The organism is Leeuwenhoekiella blandensis MED217, from assembly GCF_000152985.1.
GTDB lineage: Bacteria > Bacteroidota > Bacteroidia > Flavobacteriales > Flavobacteriaceae > Leeuwenhoekiella > Leeuwenhoekiella blandensis.
In genome coordinates, this window is sequence record NZ_CH672395.1 from 2,731,047 (window position 1) to 2,752,632 (window position 21,586).

Below are 21,586 nucleotides of genomic sequence, written 5' to 3' on the forward strand. Positions count from 1 at the left end.
TTATCCCATTTTTACGAGTTCGTCAAGTTTACTCTTAAAGGTAGTAAAGGTCTTTGCCAGCTTTTCAATTTGCTCTTGAGCCTCTTTAAAATTCTTTTGTTCGATCGCTTCGCGCACGCCGGGTAAGGTTTTTACGCCATAACCTGTATAGAATCCCGGAGCGTAAATTTGATGTTTGAACCAAGGACGTCTAGGCAATCCGCTGTCGCTTAATAAAGCTTTTTCAAGATCTTTCAGCTTAGCATTTACCATTTTCTGTTTTGATGCACTTAAGCTGGTAAAATCGGTTTTTGAAAATTCCTGAACGCTTACTTTTACTGAAGCTAAAGCATTTTGCAAGGGTGAGAAGTCAAGGTAAGGCACATCGCTTTCTGCTTCGGGAGCCTTCAAATTATCTTTAGGATCTGCGGCGAGCACATAGGCTTTTTCGGCAACCAGTTGCTGTTGCTTTTCAGCTTGCTTACGCATGGAATTGGTGGTTTCAATAACCTCATCCATATATTCTGAAACCGTTTTATACCACGCATTCAATTCAAAGGGTAAAATATCGGCATTTGCCATCCGCAGGGTAATATGGCCGGCAGTTTTTGCTAAAGTCACTCCGTATTCAAAACCGGGATCTTTAAAGCGCGTATAATGCGTGTAACTGTCAAAAATCGTATGGTATTCTCCACCCGAACTTTCACCACCAAAACCAAGGTTTAATGAAGGGATCCCGGTATGCTGAATAAACGGCGTATAATCTGATCCTGAGCCTAAGGCTGAAAGTCCAAAAGAACTGTCACGTCCAGAAACTTTAGCGGCCGCAGCGCGACGTTCTACAAGTGAAACTCCCGTTTGCGGATCTTTGATGTCGCCGGCGATTTCCTTAACCATGGTTTCCAGCGTATGCGAGCCGCCTACTCCTAAAAATCCGCGACCGTTTCCATCGGTATTGATATATACCACAGCTTTTTCTTTAAGTAGGTCCTGATGATCCTCTACCCATTCGGTAGAACCGATCAAGCCAGGTTCCTCAGCATCCCACGCACAATACACGATCGTACGTTTTGGCTTCTTTCCGGCTTTTGCCAATTCTCCTACAGCACGAGCTTCTTCCATCAAGGCCACCATTCCGCTTACAGGGTCTGAGGCACCGTGAACCCAAGCATCGTGATGATTCCCACGCATCACCCACTCGTCTGGATACGTAGCTCCTTTAAGTTTTGCAATAACATTATACGCCGGCTGCAACTGCCAATCAAACGCTAATTTTAAATGCACTTTTGCCGGTCCCGGACCTATATGATACGTCACCGGTAAACCTCCTCGCCATGAAGCGGGCGCAACCGGACCTTCTAAGGCTTCCAGAAAGGGTTTTGCATCGGCATACGAAATAGGCAATACCGGGATTTTGGTTATGGTAGGAGCATCTTTACGGTGGAGACGCTTGGCATTTTTGGTCGCTCCATAACCCGGTGTTAATACGTCTCCCGGGTATAAAGGCATATCCATCACACTCCCGCGTTGTACGCCGGTTTCGGGCTTAAAAGCACCTTCGGGATACACATCACCTTGCACATAACCATCATCTGCGGGGTCAGAATAAATGATACAACCTATCGCTCCTTTTTCGGCGGCGAGCTTTGGTTTGATACCGCGCCACGAACCGTAATACTTCGCAATGACTATCTTCCCCTTAACGTCAATACCCAATTTTTCTAGTTCTTCATAATCCTTAGGGACGCCATAGTTCACAAATACCAGCTCTGCAGTCACATCACCATCTGTAGAAAAGGCATTGTAACTGGGCAATAGGGCTTCGCCCTGCTGGGTGTATTTATCTTCGGCAATAGGCTCTGGTGCTAAAGCGGCTTTGAATGTAGTAGGTTCCGTAAGCTCTAAAAGTCGAAGCTTGGGATACGGAAACAACACCTGATACTCATCAATCTCAGCATCGTACCCCCAGGATTCAAACTGTTTTTTCATCCATTCGGCATTCTTTTTACCATATTCGGTACCAACATAATGGGGTTCTGCAGCCATAAACTGCATCCAATCGTCAAGATTTTCTTTTTTCAGCTTAGCGTCAAATTGCGCTTCTAAAGCCAACTGATCTTGTGCGCTTTCAGGAGAAAATCCTTGAATAGTTTGCGCTATTGCTGTGTACGAAAACGCATAGAGCAACAACAAAACGTAATGTTTTTTCATAAATAATTCCTTGTGTTAGTTTAGACTTGATGCTCATAAGTTAAGAAATAACTCCGGGGCAACTCTCATACACTAACCTAAGCAGGTCACTTTTATGAATTCTAAAAATATTGAGGAGTTAATTGATTAAATTGGCAAGAATTTATTTTGATGTACCTTGAAAAAATAATGCGTTTTGTTTATCGTTTTAGACTAATTTCGCCCGCCTTAAAAACTAAAAAATTAGATGCAAAAGAAAGCACTTATACAAGAATTACGCTTACGCTTAAATGCAAAACTCAACCAATTGCAGGAAACAAAAGCCAATCTTATCGAGTCGCGTGACAGCGATACCAAAAGTAGCGCCGGAGATAAATATGAGACGGGGGTAGAAATGATTCAGCAGGAACTGGAGCGTACGCAAGGGCAAATCGATCAAGTAGAAAGACAGAAGGATTTTTTAAACCGCATCAGTATGACGCCCAATACAATTATTGGCGAAGGAAGCTTGGTCATCACAGACAAAGCAAAATACCTTATCGGGATTCCTTATGGCGAACTCAAACTGGAAACCGGCAATGTGTACTGTATCTCTAGCGCGTCACCTATTGGCGAACTACTTACCGGCGCACAAAAGGATGATGTTATCAGTTTTAGAGAACAGAAGTTCACGGTAACCGAAATTCATTAACCCGTAGCCAATAAAGATTGAACCATATTTAAAAGCGCATTAGGTCTGATAGGTCGTTCAATATAACCTTTAACTAAAATATGATCTGCAAAAGCTGCCTTTTGTAGGGAACCAGGATCCAGCATCATAAAGACCTCTGTGCGCTTATCGATCTGCGGCTGAAAGGTTTCGATCTCTGAGAGAAATCTTGCTATACAGTGTGAAGATAAATTACCTGAAAGCAGAATGGTATCAGGATATTCCTTAATAGTAAAGCGCTGCTCACCTAAAAAGTACTTATATCCCGCTTCACAAGAATCAAAACGTTTGATGACGATTTGGCCATATTCGTTCTTAATCAGACGCTCAATGAGATCTCGGTTCACCCGATCTTCATCAATTATGTAAATCACTTTTGCAGACATCGTTACCCCTAATTTGATGACTATAAATTATATTAAAACACTCGGCGAAATAAAATCATCCTGCGCTATCCTGATTCTTTTTTAACAAAAAAACCGACCATCTAGGTCGGTTTTCATCAAAGTAACTTGTAAATAAGTTATATTAATGCTTGAATAAAGGTCTGTGTCCCATCATGTTATTTACCTCTCCTGCAATTTCTTCAAGCTTCTCATCATCTTGATAATTTACAATTGCAGCATCGATAAGCTCAACCACTTTTTTCATATCCTCTTCTACCAATCCACGAGTCGTTACGGCAGCAACACCAATACGCATTCCTGAAGTTACAAAGGGTGAACGGGTATCAAACGGTACCATATTTTTATTAACGGTAATATCTGCTTTTCCTAATGCTTCTTCTGCATCTTTACCGGAAATATCTTTATTTCTCAAGTCGATCAACATCATATGATTGTCGGTTCCGCCGGAAATGATATCATAACCTTTAGCTACAAATTCAGCCGCCATAACCGCAGCATTTTTCTTAACCTGAACCATATAGTGTAAGAAGTCATCAGTAAGCGCTTCACCAAAAGCGATCGCTTTTGCTGCGATGATGTGCTCTAATGGTCCACCTTGATTTCCAGGGAAGATTCCGCTGTCTAATAAAGACGACATCATTCTTAGGTTTCCGTTCTTCAGCTTGATTCCGAATGGATTTTCAAAATCTTTCCCCATCAAGATCAAACCTCCACGTGGTCCTCTTAAGGTTTTATGTGTTGTAGTTGTTACAATATGACAATGTGGTACAGGATCACCTATGATTCCTTTTGCGATCAAACCAGCAGGATGTGCCATATCGCATAATAAAATTGCTCCTACTTTATCTGCGATCTCACGGAAACGCTTATAATCGATCTCACGGCTATATGCTGAAGCACCGGCGATGATCATTTTTGGCTGCTCTTTTACCGCAAGTTCTTCGATCTTATCATAGTTCAATAAACCGGTTTCCTGATCTACCCCATAAAACACAGGGTTATATAAACGACCAGAAAAATTTACAGGCGAACCGTGCGTCAAGTGACCACCATGTGCAAGGTCAAAACCTAAAAAAGTTTCGCCCGGCTTCATCACTGCATGAAAAACTGCAGTATTTGCCTGCGATCCTGAGTGTGGCTGTACGTTTGCGTACTCGGCACCAAAAAGTTCTTTAGCGCGGTCGATGGCGATTTGCTCTACCACATCTACCACTTCACAACCTCCATAGTAGCGCTTTCCGGGATACCCTTCGGCGTATTTATTGGTAAGTACAGAGCCAGCAGCTTCCATCACTTGCTCGCTGACGAAGTTCTCTGATGCAATTAACTCTAAACCATTAAGTTGACGTTGTTTTTCTTCCTGAATAAGATCAAAGATTTCAGTATCCCGTTGCATGCTTTATAAAGTTTGTTAAATTAGGTGCAAAAGTAGTGATTCCAATTGGTTGGTACTATTTTAATTCTATATTTGAAATGAGCATTTACTAACATTTTATTAAAAATTTATGCCTTCCAAAGCAAACGACCCCAAACGTAAAACATGGCTGGAGACTCCCGCCCAGACCGACTTTCCTATACAAAATATTCCTTTTGGGGTATTTCTTACCCGTGATGATATCATCACCATTGGTACGCGTATAGGAGATTTTGCCATCGATCTAGGTGCGTTACATCAGCTTGGCTATTTTGAAGGAATACCGCTCACCGATGATATCTTTTTACAGGATACGCTTAATGATTTTATAGCAGACGGTCGCAAAACCTGGCGCGCCGTGCGTAACCGCATTTCTCATATTTTTGAAGAAAGCAATCCAGACTTGCGTGATAATGCAGAGCATCGCGATACGGTGATCTTTGCGCTAGACGAGGTCGAAATGCAACTGCCGGTACAGGTAGGAGATTACACCGATTTTTACAGTAGTAAAGAACACGCAACAAACGTGGGCAAACTCTTCCGTGGAAAGGACAGCGAGTTGATGCCCAACTGGATGCATATGCCTGTAGCTTATCACGGGAGAAGCAGCTCTATAATTCCTTCGGGAATCCCGGTACACAGACCACAAGGTCAGAAGTTGCCTAATGGAGCTACCGAACCTATTTTTGGTCCTTCGCGCCAATTAGACTTTGAATTGGAGATGGCCTTCATTACCACAGATGCTAACGAATTGGGACAACCGATTCCTGCTGATCAGGCTGAAGAATACATCTTTGGGTTGGTCTTGTTCAATGACTGGAGTGCTCGAGATATTCAACGTTGGGAATATGCCCCTTTAGGACCCTTTTTAGGAAAGAACTTTGCATCTTCTGTTTCTCCCTGGATCGTCACTTTAGACGCTTTGGAGCCGTTTAGAACTACAAGTCCAAAACCGGATAAAGAATTGCTTCCGTATTTAAATTACTCGGGTAAGAAAACCTTCGACATCAAATTAGAAGTAAGCATCAAACCTGAAAACAAAGAAGAGACCGTAGTTTCTAAATCAAACTTTAAGTACTTATACTGGAATATGAGTCAGCAATTGGCACATCATACCATTAATGGATGTCCGGTAAACAGTGGTGATATGATGGGAAGTGGAACGATTTCCGGTCCAACACCAGACGCTTACGGCTCGATGCTCGAACTCAGCTGGAAGGGTTCTAAACCGGTAAAACTTACCGAAGGCGGTGACCGTAAATATATCGAAGATAAAGATACCGTGATCGTACGCGGGCATTGTGAAAAAAGCGGTGCTGCTCGAATAGGTTTTGGAGAAGTTTCTACTAAGATTCTTCCGGTATTCAAGCACAAGAAAAAGTAATAATAGAATATACTTCTTATTGAAAAACGCGCTAAATCTCACCGTATTTAGCGCGTTTTTTAATTTTAGAACAATACCTTTGTCTTCAGAAAATGGGGTGCTTACACCAATTGTTGTAGGCTGAGATGATACCCAGAGGCTTTACCTCACACCTGATCCGGTTAGTACCGGCGTAGGGATTTTGTACTACACTACTTGTGTGCTTCTGCCCGTTGGGCTCATCTCCTCATTCCATACATTTTAATTGATCACAATGGAGGAGTTTTTTATGAATTTTGTCTGGCTGCAATGGATCGGTACCGCTTTTGGCGTGACACAGGTGTTGCTCGCTCGCAAAAACAATGTCAACAATTATATTTTTGGGATTATTGGTATTCTTATCGGGATCTGGGTGCTGTATCATTCTAAGCTTTATGCAGATATTTTACTACACCTCTACTATCTCGCTATGAGCATTTACGGCTGGCTGTACTGGAAATTTGGTAAAGAAAAACAAGAAGCTCCAATCGCCTATTCTACAAAAAACGAACACCTAAAAGCCGGCGGTATTGTTCTTGGCTGTTTTATATTGATGAGCTATTGGCTTACGCAGCATACCGACTCAGATGTACCGTATCTGGATGCAGTTGTGAGTGCATTTGCCTGGGCAGGAATGTGGTTGATGGCTAAACGTAAAATAGAAAACTGGGTATACCTCAACATCAGCAATATCATTTCGATCCCGTTGTTGATCTATAAAGAATTATACATCTATGCCGGTCTTACCGTGTTTCTCTTTATCGTAGGTACTTCGGGATATTTAAAATGGCGCAAACTCATTAAACAAGAAAGCTATGAGCAACTTAGCGAAGCTTAATAAACAGGATTTTGGTAAATCGGTTTTTGATGCGGAAACCCTAAAATTAATAGCAGAAGAACAACTTTGGAAGATCTGGGTGCCTAAAACGTATGACGGACTCGAATTAGCTCTTACTGAAGGTTTAAAGACACTACAACAACTGGCCAGCATTGATGGCAGTCTGGGATGGACGGTCACGCTTTGTAGCGGCGCCAATTATTTTATAGGGAATCTGCTTCCTACAACGGCTTCGACGATCTTCAAGGCTTCAGCAAATCCTATTTTGGGAGGAAGCGGCGGACTCTTTGGCACTGCACACAAAGAAGGCGATCATTACCGTCTTAACGGAACCTGGAAATATGCTACCGGTGCGCCATACCTTACGCATTTTACGTTGAATGCAAAGATCATTGAAAACGGAAAAGAAACATTCAATGAAGACGGTTCACCTGTTTTTAAATCCTTTGTAATACCTCGTGAGGCGGTACATATCATCGACGACTGGCATACGATGGGACTGCAAGCTACAGCAACCCAATCCTTTGCTGTGACTGATCATTTGGTACATCAGGACTTTAGTTTTGTTTACAATGAATTCTATTTACCGCAAGACATTTTTAAGATCAACTTCAGGGTCTTTGCAGACCTCACCCTTTGGGTAAATTATATCGGGATGGCGCAACATTATCTGGCGGAAGCTTCAAAACTTCTAGAGCAAAAAACACTAGAACAATCCCATAAAATTACTACCGAAGCCACAAACCAACTGTTTAACTATGCGCAACAAATTGAAACGATAACCGCTGATAATGCGGTATTCACAGCGGTTCAGATTGAAGAATTACACACGACAGCAGCTGCTTCGGTAAAAAGACTTTCACAGCTCTTAATTGAATTGCATCCCCGTTTAGGAATCAAAGCCGCAAGTAGTCAACATCCGCTTAATCTCATCTTTAGAGATTATTTTACAGCTACACAACATCATATTTTCACCCGCTAAACCCAATTATACAAAACAAAAAAGGAACCAACAGGGTTCCTTTTTTGTTTTGTATACTCTTAAAATTGTTACCATTTAATAATGGCACTCGCCCAGGTAAATCCGCTACCAAAGGCTGCCAAAACCACTGTATCACCTTCTTTGATCTTACCTTCCTCCCAGGCTTCGGTTAACGCGATAGGAATAGAAGCCGCAGTAGTATTTCCATATTTCTGAATGTTGTTATACACTATATCGTCATTCAGCTTGAATTGTTTTTGTACAAACTGAGAGATACGCAAATTCGCCTGATGCGGGATAAGCATATCGATATCTGCAGCGGTGAGTTTGTTCTGTGCCAAACCTTCCTGAATGACTTCAGCAAAACGCACTACAGCATTTTTAAACACAAACTGTCCGTTCATATAAGGATAATACGGGATATCTTCCTGTGGATCTTTCTCGATCAACTCCGGCACCCACTCCATCGTACTGGGTCCTTTTAGCGACAACTCTAGCGCATGTTTTCCTTCACTATGCAGATGGGTAGACAAAATACCTTTGCCGTTATCTTCCTCGCGGGTTAACACAGCCGCTCCTGCCCCATCACCAAAAATCACAGAAACACTACGCCCACGTGTGGTCATATCAAGACCTCCACTGTGATTTTCAGAACCTATCACGAGGATGTTTTTATACATTCCGGTTTTGATAAATTGGTCGGCAGTAGAAAGCGCATAAACAAAGCCGCTACACTGGTTACGTACATCAAGCGCGGGTACCGTGCGCATCTCCAGCATTTCTTGTACCTGCACCCCACACCCCGGGAAATAATAATCTGGACTCAGGGTCGCAAACACGATCATATCAATATCCTGAGCCGTCATTTTTGCACGTTCTAATGCGATCTTTGCCGCTTTAACACCCATCACAGCTGTGGTGTTGCCATCACCATCTTTTATGTGACGGCGTTCTTGTATACCGGTACGCTCTTGAATCCACGCATCATTCGTATCCATCATTTTCGATAGATCATCATTGGTGACTACATTTTCTGGGACGTAAGCGCCCATTCCGGCAATTCGAGAATTATACATAATTTATAAAAATCTAGTTCAATTAAGAATCTGTTAGTAAACAGAATTAATAAGCGTTGTAATATAGTGTTTCTTCAATTTGTAGCGTGTTAGCAGTTTCTTATTTAGCTATGCACGCATAGCATTAACACAGTGCTTCGGGCTTTTTTCAGTAAATTAGAACAGTATAAAAACTTCCTTTTTGTCTAAATCATAGACATAGAGTTAATTAGATCAACAAACACAAAAACTATGAAAAGAATCAACCTGCTAAGCTTGTTTTTACTGCTTACTGCTTCGGTAGTTGCACAGGTAAATCTAGATTATCAAAAACCTCCGCAAGAGATCTTAGATCTGGTAGATGTGCCACGCGCCCCTTGGGTACTAATGAATACCGAAGGCGACACCATGCTTTTAATGTATCGCGACAGTTATAAAACCATCGCCGGACTTTCTGAAGAGGAATTGCGCCTTGGCGGACTGCGTATCAATCCTAAAACCAACATTGGTAGCCGCACCACTTTTTACAACAATATCAAGATCAAAGGAATTGAAGAGACTGAAGCTCGCGAGATCAATGGCCTGCCCGAAGATGCGCAGCTCAGCAATTTTAACTGGTCGCCCGACGAAAGTAAAATGGCGTTTACAAACACCATTGAAAACGGCGTGCAAGTATATATCCTCGATCTGGAAACCGCAACAGCAAAACGGGTCACTGAAGCTTTTGTCAATGCCAATATGGGCAATCCTATCAGCTGGTTTAAAGATGGGAAAAGTTTGCTTGTGAATATGCTGCCGGCTACGCGAAAAGAATTGATCAACACGGCAGAAGCCGTTCCTACCGGACCAACGATCTCTACCAGCGACGGTTCTAAAGCACAAAACCGTACTTATCAGGATTTGCTTCAGAATCCTAATGATGTTTTCAACTTTGAGCAATTAGCGACTTCAGCCTTGGTAAAAGTAAACCTTGACGGAACTTCAACCTTATGGAAAGACGCTGCGATGTATAGCGATGTTTCTTTTTCTCCTGACGGAACGTATATCATGACAAGTACTATTCATAAGCCCTTCTCTTACATCGTACCTTATTATCGCTTTCCTGAAACCGTGACCGTTTATGATCAAGACGGTACCGAAGTGAAGGTGATTAATGAAACCCCACTTCTTGAAGAATTACCACAGGGCTTTATGGCGACACAAACCGGTAAAAGACGTATCTCCTGGCGTGCCGATCAGCCGGCAACCTTATATTGGGTAGAAGCTTTAGACCAGGGAGATCCTGAGGTTCAAGTTGATTATAGAGATCAGGTATTTATGCAAAAAGCGCCTTTTACCGGTGCTGCGCAAAAAGTGATCAAAACCATCAACCGTTTTAGCGGAATCACCTGGGGAGACAGTACCACTGCCGTGGCCTACGACCGCTGGTGGAATACACGAAATACTAAAACCTATGTATTTAACCCTTCAGACGGGAGTAATATGGGCGAAGTGATTTCAGACCGAAGCTATCAGGACACGTATAGTGATCCCGGTAATTTTGTGACTCACGATAATGAATATGGGCGTTCGGTACTCACCTTGGTTGACGGCCACGCCTATTTGATGGGAGATGGATTTAGCGATAAAGGCCAGTTCCCTTTTATTGATAAGATCAACTTAGCCACTCAGGAAACCGAACGTATTTATGAATCGGCTTACACCGATAAACTTGAAGACCTGCAAAAGGTTTTAGATATCGAGAGCGGTAACGTATTAGTTCGTATTGAAGCTCCTACTGAATATCCTAACTATTACATCAGAAACTTAAACGACAATAGTCTGGACCAGATCACCGCTTTTGAAAATCCTTTTAAGAGTATTCAGGACGTTCACAAAGAATTGATCACCTACAAGCGTGAGGACGGCCTTGAACTTTCAGGAACTTTATACCTTCCTGTTGGCTATGATATGGAAAAGAAAGAAAAGAAGCCGATGCTGCTCTGGGCGTATCCACGTGAATACAAAGACAAAAACAGTGCTTCACAAACCACCACAAATCCTAATGAATTCACCTACCCGTATTACGGGTCTATGGTCTATTGGGTAACCCGTGGTTATGTGGTGCTTGATGATGCCGCTTTCCCAATTGTGGGAGAAGGCGATGAAGAGCCTAACGATACCTTTAGAAGTCAGCTGGTTGCCAATGCCAAAGCTGCTATTGATGCCGTAGATGCTTTAGGATATATAGACCGCGACCGTGTTGCAGTGGGTGGTCACAGCTACGGAGCGTTTATGACCGCTAACCTTTTGAGCCACTCCAATTTATTTGCTGCCGGAATCGCACGAAGCGGTGCTTATAACCGTACGCTAACTCCTTTTGGCTTTCAGTCTGAAGAGCGTAGCTACTGGGAAGCTCCGGAAATTTATTATGAGATGAGTCCGTTTATGCATGCCGACAAGATGAAAACTCCGCTATTGCTCATACACGGTGTTGCAGACAATAACAGTGGTACGTATCCGCTTCAAAGTGAGCGTTATTTCAATGCGCTTAAAGGTTTAGGCGCAACGGCACGATTAGTGATGTTACCTAAAGAGAGTCATGGATATGCTGCCAAAGAATCTATTTTACATATGCTTTGGGAACAAGATCAGTGGCTTGAGCAGTATGTCAAAAATCGTGACGTACAAGAGATCAAAAAACAAGAAGAAGTAAAACAATAATGCAGTAAGTAGGTCGCAGTGAGCAGCGTAAATGAGTACGTCGGTCCACGTCTGCTCACTGAGACTAAACACTGAACCTATGCATTTTAAACTGAGTATTCCAGAACCTTGTCACGAAGACTGGTCGCAAATGACGCCTAGTGGGCAGGGACGCTTTTGTAGCAGTTGCGAAAAAGAAGTGATTGATTTTACAGAACTTTCGCGAAAGCAAATTATAGCTAAAGTGCAGCGCGGTGAAAAGATCTGTGGGCGGTATCGCAAAGATCAGTTAGATATCCCCTATTTTATTGCGCAGGAAAAACCTGCTTTTAAGCATTTAGGTATTGCTGCAGCTTTTACATCGCTTTTGGCTTTATGTGAGCCGGTACAGGCACAACAATCAGAGCCTTCTTTAGCATATTATCAAACAGATGCTCGTGTTGATGAGGACAAAAAAGAAAGCGTTCAAGATTCGATTGCTATTAGAGGCAACGTTACAGACGAGCTAGAGAATCCTATACACAAGGCTCGAGTTACGTTGGCGGGCACCAAAATAACTACACTGACGGATAAAGATGGAAACTATTGTATTACAATTCCAAAAAAACCAAATACTGAAAAAGTAGTACTACATTTTGAATACCTCTTTTATGATCTCAAGAAAGTACAACTAGATAATACGACAAAGCGTATTGATGTTACTCTTGATCAACCTATAGTTGTTGGCGAGGTGGCGGTTGAATATGATCCCAAACCGGCAAAAAATTGATCAGCTGAATTAAACTAAAAGTCTCGGTATGCAAAAAGATGCCTGCTGAGACTTTTTTTATACTATTCTAAAAGAAGTAACTCCAAGATACTGAATACTAAAACCATACACTTCAGCACCATACAAAGCTATGCGTGCATAGCAAGTGTGCCTTGGAAATAGCAGGCATACCACCTAAAACCGCTACCTTTACACACAAGGCTTTGAGTGCTACTATAAAGCTTTGCTTAAACATTAGTTTTTAACTTTTGAATATAAACAATGACCCTAAATAACATCCGTCTTGAAGTAATGCAAACCGTAGGTAAGTCTATGGATGAGCTTATAGGCAAATACCTGAAATCTGTAGAAGAGAACTGGCAACCCACAGATATGCTACCAGACGCTACAAACCCCGAATTTATTGACGACGTACGAGAGATCCAAGAGCTCTGCCGCGAGATGGATTATGACCTGTTTACAGTTTTGGTAGGTGATACTATTACCGAAGAAGCCCTTCCTACTTACGAATCCTGGTTGATGAGTGTACAGGGAGTGGATCAGGTAAACGGAAACGGCTGGTCAAAATGGGTACGTGCCTGGACGGCTGAAGAAAACCGTCACGGTGACTTGCTCAACAAATATTTATACCTCTCCGGGCGTGTGAATATGCGCGAGATGGAAGTAAGTACGCAATACCTCATCAGCGATGGTTTTGATATTGGTACAGGAATGGATCCTTATAAGAACTTTGTATATACCAGTTTTCAAGAATTGGCAACCAACGTTTCACACCGCCGTGTAGCTTCATTTTCACGTAAAGCAGGAAATAAGCAACTGGCAAAAATATGTAACACGATAGCCAAAGATGAGGCGCGTCACGCTTCAGCTTATATGGATTTTGTACGCCGTATTTTTGAACTGGACCCTAGTGAAATGATGATGGCTTTTGAAGCCATGATGAAAAACAAGATCGTTATGCCGGCGATGTTCTTACGAGAAAGCGGACAACAAATTGGCGAACTCTGGGAACACTTTTCTGATGCAGCACAACGCTCTATGGTATATACCACTCAGGATTACATCACCATCCTAAAATCTTTGATCGCCGACTGGAATATCAACGATATCAAAGGGCTCAACGACAAAGGAGAGCGCGCTCGCGATTACCTGATGAAGTTACCAGATCGTTTAGAACGTATTTCACAACGTATCGTAGTGCCTAAACGCGACCATACCTTTAAATGGATCGCCACCTAAAAGGCTTTTATACAGCATACTAAAAACCCCGATAAACGTGATTTATCGGGGTTTTTTATTAGTTCCGCTAAAGGCCATTATGCACAAATGATCTTCCATTCTTTAGCGTGCGGCAAATTCTTAGCAGAAATAGGATAGCTGAATGAAGTATATGAACTGATCGATGCTTTGAGCTCATCTAGCGTCTGATGCGAGACATAGCCTATTTTTTGAAGCAAAGCCCCAGCCAAGGCTCGCGTGCGTGCTTGATAATTTAAAGCCAACTGCGCCACGGTTTTATGCTCTCTGGAAGACAAGTGGGTCAAGCCTTTAGTAATATGATAGCACAACTCATCTGGCGTGGCAAAGGCTTGCTTTGATAATGCACCCAACATATCTAAGAGTTGAAAATAAGGGATATGCGCAGGCTTGATGACATTTTTCTGTCTGATAAATGAAACTTTGAAGGGTCCGCGTTTTATGGGATTTCGCTTTTCGGCAATGCCTACTTCGATCTGCGTGCCGGCCGGTAAATTAAAGCCCAACTCGGTATAACTGCTTTTTCCGGTAAGGTATCCTATTTGTTTTCCATCTTCAAACAACAGATCTTTTACCACCTCATAAGGCTTCAACTGCGGTGCTCCATCCGCTTTATAGAATTTGTCTTTTGCCAGTTTATTTATTTTACCGCTTTTGGCGAGTCGGTTCAAGTACCGCTCCACGGCCTGCTCGGTTCCCGGGTTTTCTTCAAAATCGTTGTGTGTAAACACGTATCCGTAGGGCAATTCTTCTATTTGTTCTTCAAGATATTCTATATGTTTCATAAGCGTATGCGTATTCGGCTAACTAAAAGACTAGCGCAATCGATTGATTGTTACAGTGCTAACGGAATAATTATGTTAAAACGTATATCAAGAGTGCTCTTGTTCTTTTTCACCAATGCCTTAGACGCACAAGTTTTCTAAACGTTTAAAAGAGATTGAAAAGATTTTAAGGGTGGTTTATAGGATTGAGAAGAATCAGTTGAGTACCAGCGATTCAAAAGAATTATTGGTTCCTAGTTAAATCCTGCAAGTTACAGGACTGAAAACTATTGACCTCCCTTACATCACCCTGATAAACAGCTATATTTGTGAGGGTAATAGAAGTTCGTAACAAGCTATAGAGAAAATCAAAAAAAGAACCTATATCTGATACTGATAACAATATAAATGGAAATTCCGAAAATAAAATTAGTCCCAAAACCAGAAACTGATGAAGGTAAATCTGTGATTGGTTATAAATATAACGATGTTGCAGGAACAAGACATTTTCTAGGTGGAAAACCAGAAGAATTAAATGAAGAAGATTATCCTAGATGTGAAGATTGTAATAAACAAATGACTTTCTATTCACAAATAGATCCTATCGGAGATCAATATGATTTAGCAGATTGTATGGTAATTCACACTTTCATTTGCTTTGATTGTTTAAAAGTAAAATCTGAATTAAATCAACTAAAAGCTTAGGAGAAATAAAAAGAAAAATCTATGCCTTATGGTTCAGGAATAATTTATAGTGTAACAGGATATCTATATTTATGGATTAGGTATAGAAATAAGAATAAAGTTATGGAAGTTCTCCAGAAAGAATATGACGGTAGATATTATGATGCTGGAGCAAGATTAATATTGAGCATTTTTGGAATAGCCCTAATTGGATTGATAATTTTACTACTAGTAGCAGTAATTGGAAGATTTACATATGATTTAATTTACTAATTGCGCCAGTTGCCAACAACGGTTAATAGCCAATAAGCTGCTGCCTTAGAAAGAAAATAATTAATTTGATCAACAAACAAAGACTAAGCCGACAACTCCGCCTCCCTTACTCCGCCAAGTGGCGATAACCGGCACCTTTACCATACATTTGAAAAGAACCTCTAAAATAGTACTTAAAATTATCGGATTAATAATGCTATTGATATTTCTATATTTTTTAGAAATGATTATTTTCTGGATGATTTTTGGAGAAGGTGGTCAAGCAAGTTATATTATGAGCAAATGGTCTACACAGTTTATATTTTATGTTCTGCCCTTTCTCCTAATCTTCGGGATTGCTTATAAAATATTTAAGAAAAGAATCAATTGAACAGATTTTGAGAACTTTAGTAGTTTAATGATCGAGATTACCTATAAAATAATTGATGGTGGATGGGCTAATGCCAAAATAGGCAACGGTAGAAAACAGACAAAATTTGCCGTTTCTTACTTAAACGATTCTCTAAAAGAACTCGCCGAATCTGCAATTGAAATTCGCAGTAAAGATTTCAAAACTGTGGTATTTATGGAAGAACCCGGAGAGCACGTGCTCATCTTACATCGCAATGATCAGAATAAAATAGACTACGAACTAAGATGGTACGCAGACTGGTGGAGTTGGAATCTGATTGAAGAAGGCAATTTCAAAACGGTTTTAAAAGGTTCAACAACTGTCCCTAAATATATAAACCAAGTTAGAAACATACTGCAAGAGCTCATGACAGCGCTTGGACCGGAAGCATATCGAAAAAAGTGGATTGAACACGATTTTCCAATTGAGGAATATGAAAAACTGAAATGAAAATGAAAATGAAAACCAAAATCCAAATAAACGTATTAAGTATTGATGCTAGGGATGATACAATTCATTTTCAATCTTATTTTAGTAACGGGCACTGCTCAACTACTTTAGAGACTTATGGATACGCAAATGAATTTCAAGACTTTGCAAAAAAAATAACTGAGTTTCCCAAATCAATAGATGACGTAGCTATTTATAAACTAGGAGAAAGAGGGATTAAATGGGCTTACTATCTTTTAATAAAAGTTTATTGCAGTCAACCTAATGGACGAGCATCCATACGAATAGAAGCCACCAATAATTCTATTAGTCCATACTATCACGAATCAATATTTGAAATTGAGTCTCAAGCTGCTTCGCTAAATCGTCTCGGAAAAAGCTTATTACACTGGAACCCCAGAGAATCTAAAAAATTTGAGTGGACTCCAAATCAACAATGACGAAAGCACAATACCAACTAAAATTTACTACGTCGATAATCTCAGCTCCTTATTTAGAAAACTTTTCTACCCCGTTCTAACAAATACCCAACCCATCCCCGTAAAATCACAGTTCAGAAGGATTAACTATCCCAGCCTGTAAAGATGCTCTAGGTTTGCGCAAAATTACGGTATGAACAAAAGCTATCACTTACTGAAAAAGGGAATTCTATACACCTTAAGTGTTTGCTCCTTATTTACTGTTGCGGGATATGTTTATCTCTATGTGCTTCCCAAAGGACCTGCGATCACGACAACTTCTAAAATCAAGAATGGTAAAGATGCCTTTGTAATGTATGCCTATACCACTACTAAACGCAAAAGCATCAAGATATGGACGTACAAACCGGAGCGTTGGAAAGATAACGACCAGATAGTGTTTATTATGCACGGCGGAGGCCGCAATGCTGAAGACTACTTGGATGCTTGGGTTGAGATCGCCCAAAAGAACAACCTGCTACTCCTCGCTCCTGAGTTTGCCAATACCTTTGCGAAATACACCACAAACGACTATCAGGAAGGGAATCTCTTTACGTTTTTTGGCACGCCAAACCCAAAAGAGGAATGGGCTTATAGCGTTATTGAAAATACGTTTGACCACATTAAAGCAACCCATAAGATCAGTAACGAGCAGTATGCTATTTTTGGGCATTCAGCGGGTGGACAATTTGTACATAGAATGATGCTCTTGATGCCCGAAGCACGAATAAGCATTGGCATTGCAGCAAATGCAGGCTTTTACAGCTTTCCGAATGAACAGCTTGAGTTTCCGTACGGTCTCAAAAATACAGAGGCAAAGCTTCAGGAAGCCTATAATAAAAAGTTGGTAGTCCTTTTGGGTGCGCTAGACAATGACCCGGCTTTGGGAACGTTTAGAACCACAGCCCAAGCTATGCAACAAGGACAACATCGATTAGAACGCGGAAGTACGTTTTTTAATGCCAATAAAGAATTAAGCGCCTCCCACCGGTGGAACTTCAATTGGGAGCTAGACACCATCCCAAATGTAGGGCACGACTATAAAAAGATGTCCTTACAAGCTGCTAAATGGTTAACCCCACAATCCTAGCCGTTTGTTTTCCTAAAGGTTGAAGCATACAACTGCCCGAACAACGTGTTAAGGTACCGCTTATACAACAAGCGAAGCAGGTTATACACTATCGTGGGCTACTTAGAAAACAAAGTTTAAATTTATACAAATTTGAACGCTATGCTACATTGTATTCTTGTTGATGACGAACCTCGGGCTTTAGAGACCTTAGCCTGGGAACTTGAGCAATTTAAAGAAGAGATCAGTGTAGTGCAGACCTTTACGCAACCGGAGGAAGCCATCACATACCTTAAAAAGAACCCGATAGACTGTGTGTTTCTCGATATAGAAATGCCTAGTATGGATGGGTTTCAGTTACTGGAACAGGTAGGACGTATTGACTTTGCGATCGTGTTTACCACAGCCTATAACGAGTATGCCATTCAAGCTTTAAAAAAGGAGGCCATCGACTACTTGCTCAAACCCATCGACAGTGATGACCTGCGGCAAGCGATTCAAAAGATCAAAAAACATAAGTCCAATACAGAGGACAATAAAAAATTTGAACACCTGTTGCTGCACTTCAATGAGCGCTTTCAGCATAAGAAAATAGCGATAAACACCGATGGCAAGTTGGTTTTTCTCGATCCCGACGAAATTTGCTACGCCGCCTCAGACGGTAACTACACCACGCTGTATCTTGAAGCTGCAAAGAAGATCGTAGTGACCAAAAAGCTCAAAGAAATAAACGCCTTGCTCCCGGAACATCAGTTTTTTAGAGTGCATCATTCTTACATCATCAATATGCACAAGATCAAAGAATTTTTAAAGAGCGATGGCTATATTATCCTTGAAGATGGTAGTAAAATTCCGGTATCAAGGCAAAAGAAATCGCAGTTTCTCAATAACTTTTAACCCATAATCCAACCTAATTAAACGCTACTTTTGGGCAGCAGCCTTGACGACATATTATACAACAGCACCTCAAACGGTTTGGGGCTGGCCGTATTGGCGGTACTTTCGTATATGGGAGGCTATCACTTGTTTCTATATGCACAAAACCGCAGAATACATTACCTGTATTACAGTCTTTTTATTCTGATCTCGGTAATTATGTTACTGCCCCGTATAGAGAATGCATTTACGTCGCCATTTTTGCTTCAGTATAAAGGGATGCTGAACGCCATTCACTTTCCGCTACAGGTAACTTCCTATATGGCATTTGCAGGTTTTATACTCGAGATCTTAAAACTGAAAGAAGTCAGTCGTAAGTATTACCGCCTAAGCTACGGCTTCATCATCGGTTCGATTGTATTGTTTGTGCTGCTGTATCTCTTTGATGTTCTTTTTGGTACCAACTATGACATCCTGATCTATAGTACCGTTTTTGTTCCGGTATTTACGATCCTTACATTTATCGGGATATACTTTATTTTAAAGGCAGACAGTCCGGTGAAGTATCCCATTCTTATCGGCTTACTCATTTTACAGATTCTTTCGACTTACGTGTATATTGCCGGAAAAGGCAAAAGCTATGAAGAAACACAAGGCTTGTTGTGGATCTACTATCTGGCGGTGCTCTTACAAAATCTGGCTTTTGCCATTGCGATAGGAAAGGATCAGGCGCTTTTGTTCAAAGAAAAAAACCACCTGCAAAAGCAGTATATCCGGCAGCTGGAAGAAAATCAGAAAATAAAAGAAAACATCAACCAGGTCCTTGAACAAGAGATCGAAGCAAAAAAGGAAGAGCTTCTCAATGCTGCTGCACGCCAGGAACACGAAAAGCAGAAAAACCTGAAGCTGCATTTTGAGAACGAACTGAACGCCCTGCGCCTCCAAAGCTTACGGAGTCAGATGAATCCGCATTTTATATTCAATGCGCTCAACAGCATCAAATTATTCCTCATAAACAATCACACCAAAGATGCGGTGTATTACCTGAATAAATTCTCAAAACTCATACGGCATGTCTTAGAACATGCCACAACCCCAAGCATCAGCCTTGAGAAAGAACTGGAGATATTACAGATCTACGTTCAGATAGAAAACCTGCGCACGCAGCTTCCTATTGACTATACGGTCACTATTGACCCGGAGATCAACCCCGCCCAGATCCCCTTTCCTCCTCTTTTATTGCAACCCTTGCTTGAAAATGCCATCCTTCACGGTCTGGCACTCAAAGAAACTAACAAATCCCTCAGCCTTCAAATTCAGCGTAAAGCGCAAGCACTTGTCATTACCGTTACCGACAACGGTATAGGCCGAAAAGCCGCAGCAGCACTCAGAGCGCATAAACACATCAAAAAGAATTCTTTAGGTGTAAAGTTGGTCGAAGAACGCCTGCAGTATTTTTCTAAAACCACACAAAAAGAAACAGCGCTGAAGCTTATCGACCTGACTGCAGCAGATGGAAGTCCTGCCGGCACCCAAGTCAAGATCTCGATCGCACTCTAAGTCACTGGCTCTTACCAGTTATACAAAATTGCGCACCAAGTATACATCTCTGTAGAAACACCTGCTGTTCACTCCCTAGTTTTAGAGTACAGAAGTTTTTTAATACTCAAACTATGAACAAAACTACACCGGTCATCATCGCTACAATATGTGCTTTATTTAGCCTTCCGGCGGAAGCACAATTCCTAAAAAAGCTCACCAAAAAATTGGAGGATAAAGTCCTCAATAAGGTAGACGAAACCCTGGAAAAACAACCCAAAGAAACTACCGAAACCACTGAAACATATCAGAATGCAACCGTACCTAAGTTCGCTTCCAACATCAAAGGGGAAATGATCGTGCAAGATGAAGCTTTAGTGTTTGAAGGATTAGACTGGCGGCTTCAGCTCAACAAAATTGACCTAAGCAACCTGGGCGCTGCGGTAAAAAAGTACGAAGGCGATAGGCTTACCCCTCCTGTAGACGCCTATCCCGCAGGCTACGCGATGCTGAGCAGCCTTACCGAAGATGGATATTTGCTTCCTGATGCAGCACAAAATACGATGGTGCACATCTATAAATTGAATAAAGACACGCTCAATTTTGCGTTTAGAGGCGTATGGCATTTTATAGATCCCGATAAGCAAGACCAGCCGTTGAGTAAAGAGGTTTTTGTACTTACCAAAAATATTATTGATAAACGTCGCGAGGCTTCCGCTGCAAAACCTTCGGCAAGTGGTAGTAGTACCAACACATCCACTGCGGCATATCCATTTACACCGGAGCAAGAGGAAAACATCAGCGCGATGAACGGGAACTACTTTTTTGACCAGTCGATGACGGTTGCCATAAAAAGTGAAGGCGTAGACCCTGTCTTCAGCACCTATTATTTCAGTTCTGATATCCCGGGTATTTTTTGCAATACTATTGAAAGCGGAGCGCAAGAAGGTACTATGAAAACCCTGTTTACTCCCGAAGGCTACACCGTGTTGATGGATATGGGTGCTATGAAGATCAAAAAATCGGTATCCCAAAAACAGATCGACCGTATGGCCGGTGGTTTAAACTTAAAAGAAACCGACCAGAATACCCAAGCAGAACGTACCGGACGCACTAAAAAAATACTGGACTATACCGCTGAGGAATATAAGATCCTATCAGAAGGAAAACCCATTTATTTCTGGACCACCGAAGAAGAAATCCCGGTGCAAGCTTCTTTTATTCCCCTGTTTGGCCAAAACCCCAGACTTCCCTTTAGCGGTGCTGTACTCGAGATCAATGCAGAAGGTATCAGTATTACCACGACCGCGTTTGATCCCGCCGCAAATTTGAGTGTAGATACCTCAAAATACAAAGCGATGGGAATGAATCCTTTCGGTAATAAGTAAAAGAAAAGCT

General features: G+C 41.5%; 20 protein-coding genes. 15 read left to right on the plus strand and 5 right to left on the minus strand.

What is annotated here, in order from left to right:
- Nucleotides 1-2,190: a M28 family metallopeptidase gene (locus tag MED217_RS11755; protein WP_009780749.1), complete on the minus strand. Its 2,190-nt coding sequence runs from the start codon at nt 2,188-2,190 to the stop codon at nt 1-3.
- 226 nt (nt 2,191-2,416) lie between these two features.
- Here MED217_RS11755 and MED217_RS11760 point away from each other — a divergent pair, with 226 nt between their 5' ends.
- A complete protein-coding gene (locus tag MED217_RS11760) occupies nt 2,417-2,860 on the plus strand; it encodes a hypothetical protein (protein WP_009780750.1) in 444 nt (147 codons plus the stop codon).
- On the opposite strand, the gene MED217_RS11765 is transcribed toward MED217_RS11760, so the two are convergent.
- The gene (locus MED217_RS11765; RefSeq protein WP_009780751.1) at nt 2,857-3,264 is read right to left on the minus strand and encodes a response regulator; all 408 of its coding nucleotides are present in this window, start codon (nt 3,262-3,264) and stop codon (nt 2,857-2,859) included. The two genes, MED217_RS11760 and MED217_RS11765, sit on opposite strands and share 4 nt — an antisense overlap.
- 142 nt (nt 3,265-3,406) lie before the next feature.
- Entirely contained in the window at nt 3,407-4,681 is a 1,275-nt protein-coding gene (gene glyA, locus MED217_RS11770; protein WP_009780752.1) for a serine hydroxymethyltransferase, read from the minus strand.
- 109 nt (nt 4,682-4,790) lie between these two features.
- Between glyA and fahA the strand changes: the two genes are divergently transcribed.
- The 3 genes from fahA (at nt 4,791) to MED217_RS11785 (ending at nt 7,921) form a co-directional block, all read left to right on the plus strand.
- Complete coding sequence (gene fahA / locus MED217_RS11775; RefSeq protein WP_009780753.1) at nt 4,791-6,083, plus strand: fumarylacetoacetase; 1,293 nt, start codon at nt 4,791-4,793, stop codon at nt 6,081-6,083.
- A 253-nt stretch (nt 6,084-6,336) separates the two neighbouring features.
- A complete protein-coding gene (gene pnuC / locus MED217_RS11780) occupies nt 6,337-6,939 on the plus strand; it encodes a nicotinamide riboside transporter PnuC (RefSeq protein ID WP_009780754.1) in 603 nt (200 codons plus the stop codon).
- Complete coding sequence (locus MED217_RS11785) at nt 6,917-7,921, plus strand: acyl-CoA dehydrogenase family protein (RefSeq protein ID WP_009780755.1); 1,005 nt, start codon at nt 6,917-6,919, stop codon at nt 7,919-7,921. Before pnuC ends, MED217_RS11785 begins: the two co-directional genes overlap by 23 nt.
- Before the next feature lie 68 nt (nt 7,922-7,989).
- Here the strand turns inward: MED217_RS11785 and MED217_RS11790 are convergent, their stop codons facing one another.
- Nucleotides 7,990-8,997 carry a 3-oxoacyl-ACP synthase III family protein gene (locus MED217_RS11790; protein WP_009780756.1) on the minus strand — a complete coding sequence of 336 codons (1,008 nt, stop codon included), beginning with the start codon at nt 8,995-8,997 and terminating at the stop codon, nt 7,990-7,992.
- 231 nt (nt 8,998-9,228) lie between these two features.
- Between MED217_RS11790 and MED217_RS11795 the strand changes: the two genes are divergently transcribed.
- The 3 genes from MED217_RS11795 (at nt 9,229) to MED217_RS11805 (ending at nt 13,666) form a co-directional block, all read left to right on the plus strand.
- Complete coding sequence (locus MED217_RS11795; RefSeq protein WP_009780757.1) at nt 9,229-11,679, plus strand: alpha/beta hydrolase family protein; 2,451 nt, start codon at nt 9,229-9,231, stop codon at nt 11,677-11,679.
- 79 nt (nt 11,680-11,758) lie between these two features.
- Nucleotides 11,759-12,427, plus strand: coding sequence for a carboxypeptidase-like regulatory domain-containing protein (locus tag MED217_RS11800; RefSeq protein ID WP_009780758.1), 669 nt, complete (start codon nt 11,759-11,761; stop codon nt 12,425-12,427).
- A 261-nt stretch (nt 12,428-12,688) separates the two neighbouring features.
- A complete protein-coding gene (locus MED217_RS11805) occupies nt 12,689-13,666 on the plus strand; it encodes an acyl-ACP desaturase (RefSeq protein WP_009780759.1) in 978 nt (325 codons plus the stop codon).
- A gap of 77 nt (nt 13,667-13,743) precedes the next feature.
- Here MED217_RS11805 and MED217_RS11810 read toward each other — a convergent pair whose 3' ends face one another.
- Nucleotides 13,744-14,469, minus strand: coding sequence for a hypothetical protein (locus MED217_RS11810; RefSeq protein ID WP_009780760.1), 726 nt, complete (start codon nt 14,467-14,469; stop codon nt 13,744-13,746).
- A gap of 387 nt (nt 14,470-14,856) precedes the next feature.
- Between MED217_RS11810 and MED217_RS11815 the strand changes: the two genes are divergently transcribed.
- From MED217_RS11815 to MED217_RS11850, 8 genes are all read left to right on the plus strand, one after another.
- The gene (locus MED217_RS11815; protein ID WP_009780761.1) at nt 14,857-15,153 is read left to right on the plus strand and encodes a hypothetical protein; all 297 of its coding nucleotides are present in this window, start codon (nt 14,857-14,859) and stop codon (nt 15,151-15,153) included.
- A 21-nt stretch (nt 15,154-15,174) separates the two neighbouring features.
- On the plus strand, nt 15,175-15,405 hold the full coding sequence (locus tag MED217_RS11820; protein ID WP_009780762.1) for a hypothetical protein: 231 nt from the start codon (nt 15,175-15,177) through the stop codon (nt 15,403-15,405).
- A gap of 397 nt (nt 15,406-15,802) precedes the next feature.
- Nucleotides 15,803-16,246: a hypothetical protein gene (locus tag MED217_RS11825; RefSeq protein WP_009780764.1), complete on the plus strand. Its 444-nt coding sequence runs from the start codon at nt 15,803-15,805 to the stop codon at nt 16,244-16,246.
- A gap of 8 nt (nt 16,247-16,254) precedes the next feature.
- Nucleotides 16,255-16,686, plus strand: a complete 432-nt coding sequence (locus MED217_RS11830; protein WP_154648934.1) for a hypothetical protein — start codon at nt 16,255-16,257, stop codon at nt 16,684-16,686.
- A gap of 172 nt (nt 16,687-16,858) precedes the next feature.
- Nucleotides 16,859-17,794: a hypothetical protein gene (locus MED217_RS18560; protein ID WP_009780766.1), complete on the plus strand. Its 936-nt coding sequence runs from the start codon at nt 16,859-16,861 to the stop codon at nt 17,792-17,794.
- A 141-nt stretch (nt 17,795-17,935) separates the two neighbouring features.
- Nucleotides 17,936-18,670 carry a LytR/AlgR family response regulator transcription factor gene (locus MED217_RS11840; RefSeq protein ID WP_009780767.1) on the plus strand — a complete coding sequence of 245 codons (735 nt, stop codon included), beginning with the start codon at nt 17,936-17,938 and terminating at the stop codon, nt 18,668-18,670.
- Nucleotides 18,671-18,700: 30 nt separating this feature from the next.
- Nucleotides 18,701-20,209 (plus strand): sensor histidine kinase, encoded by a 1,509-nt coding sequence (locus tag MED217_RS18565; protein ID WP_009780768.1) that lies wholly within the window; start codon nt 18,701-18,703, stop codon nt 20,207-20,209.
- A 113-nt stretch (nt 20,210-20,322) separates the two neighbouring features.
- A complete protein-coding gene (locus tag MED217_RS11850) occupies nt 20,323-21,576 on the plus strand; it encodes a hypothetical protein (protein WP_009780769.1) in 1,254 nt (417 codons plus the stop codon).
- The last annotated feature ends 10 nt before the right edge of the window (nt 21,577-21,586 follow it).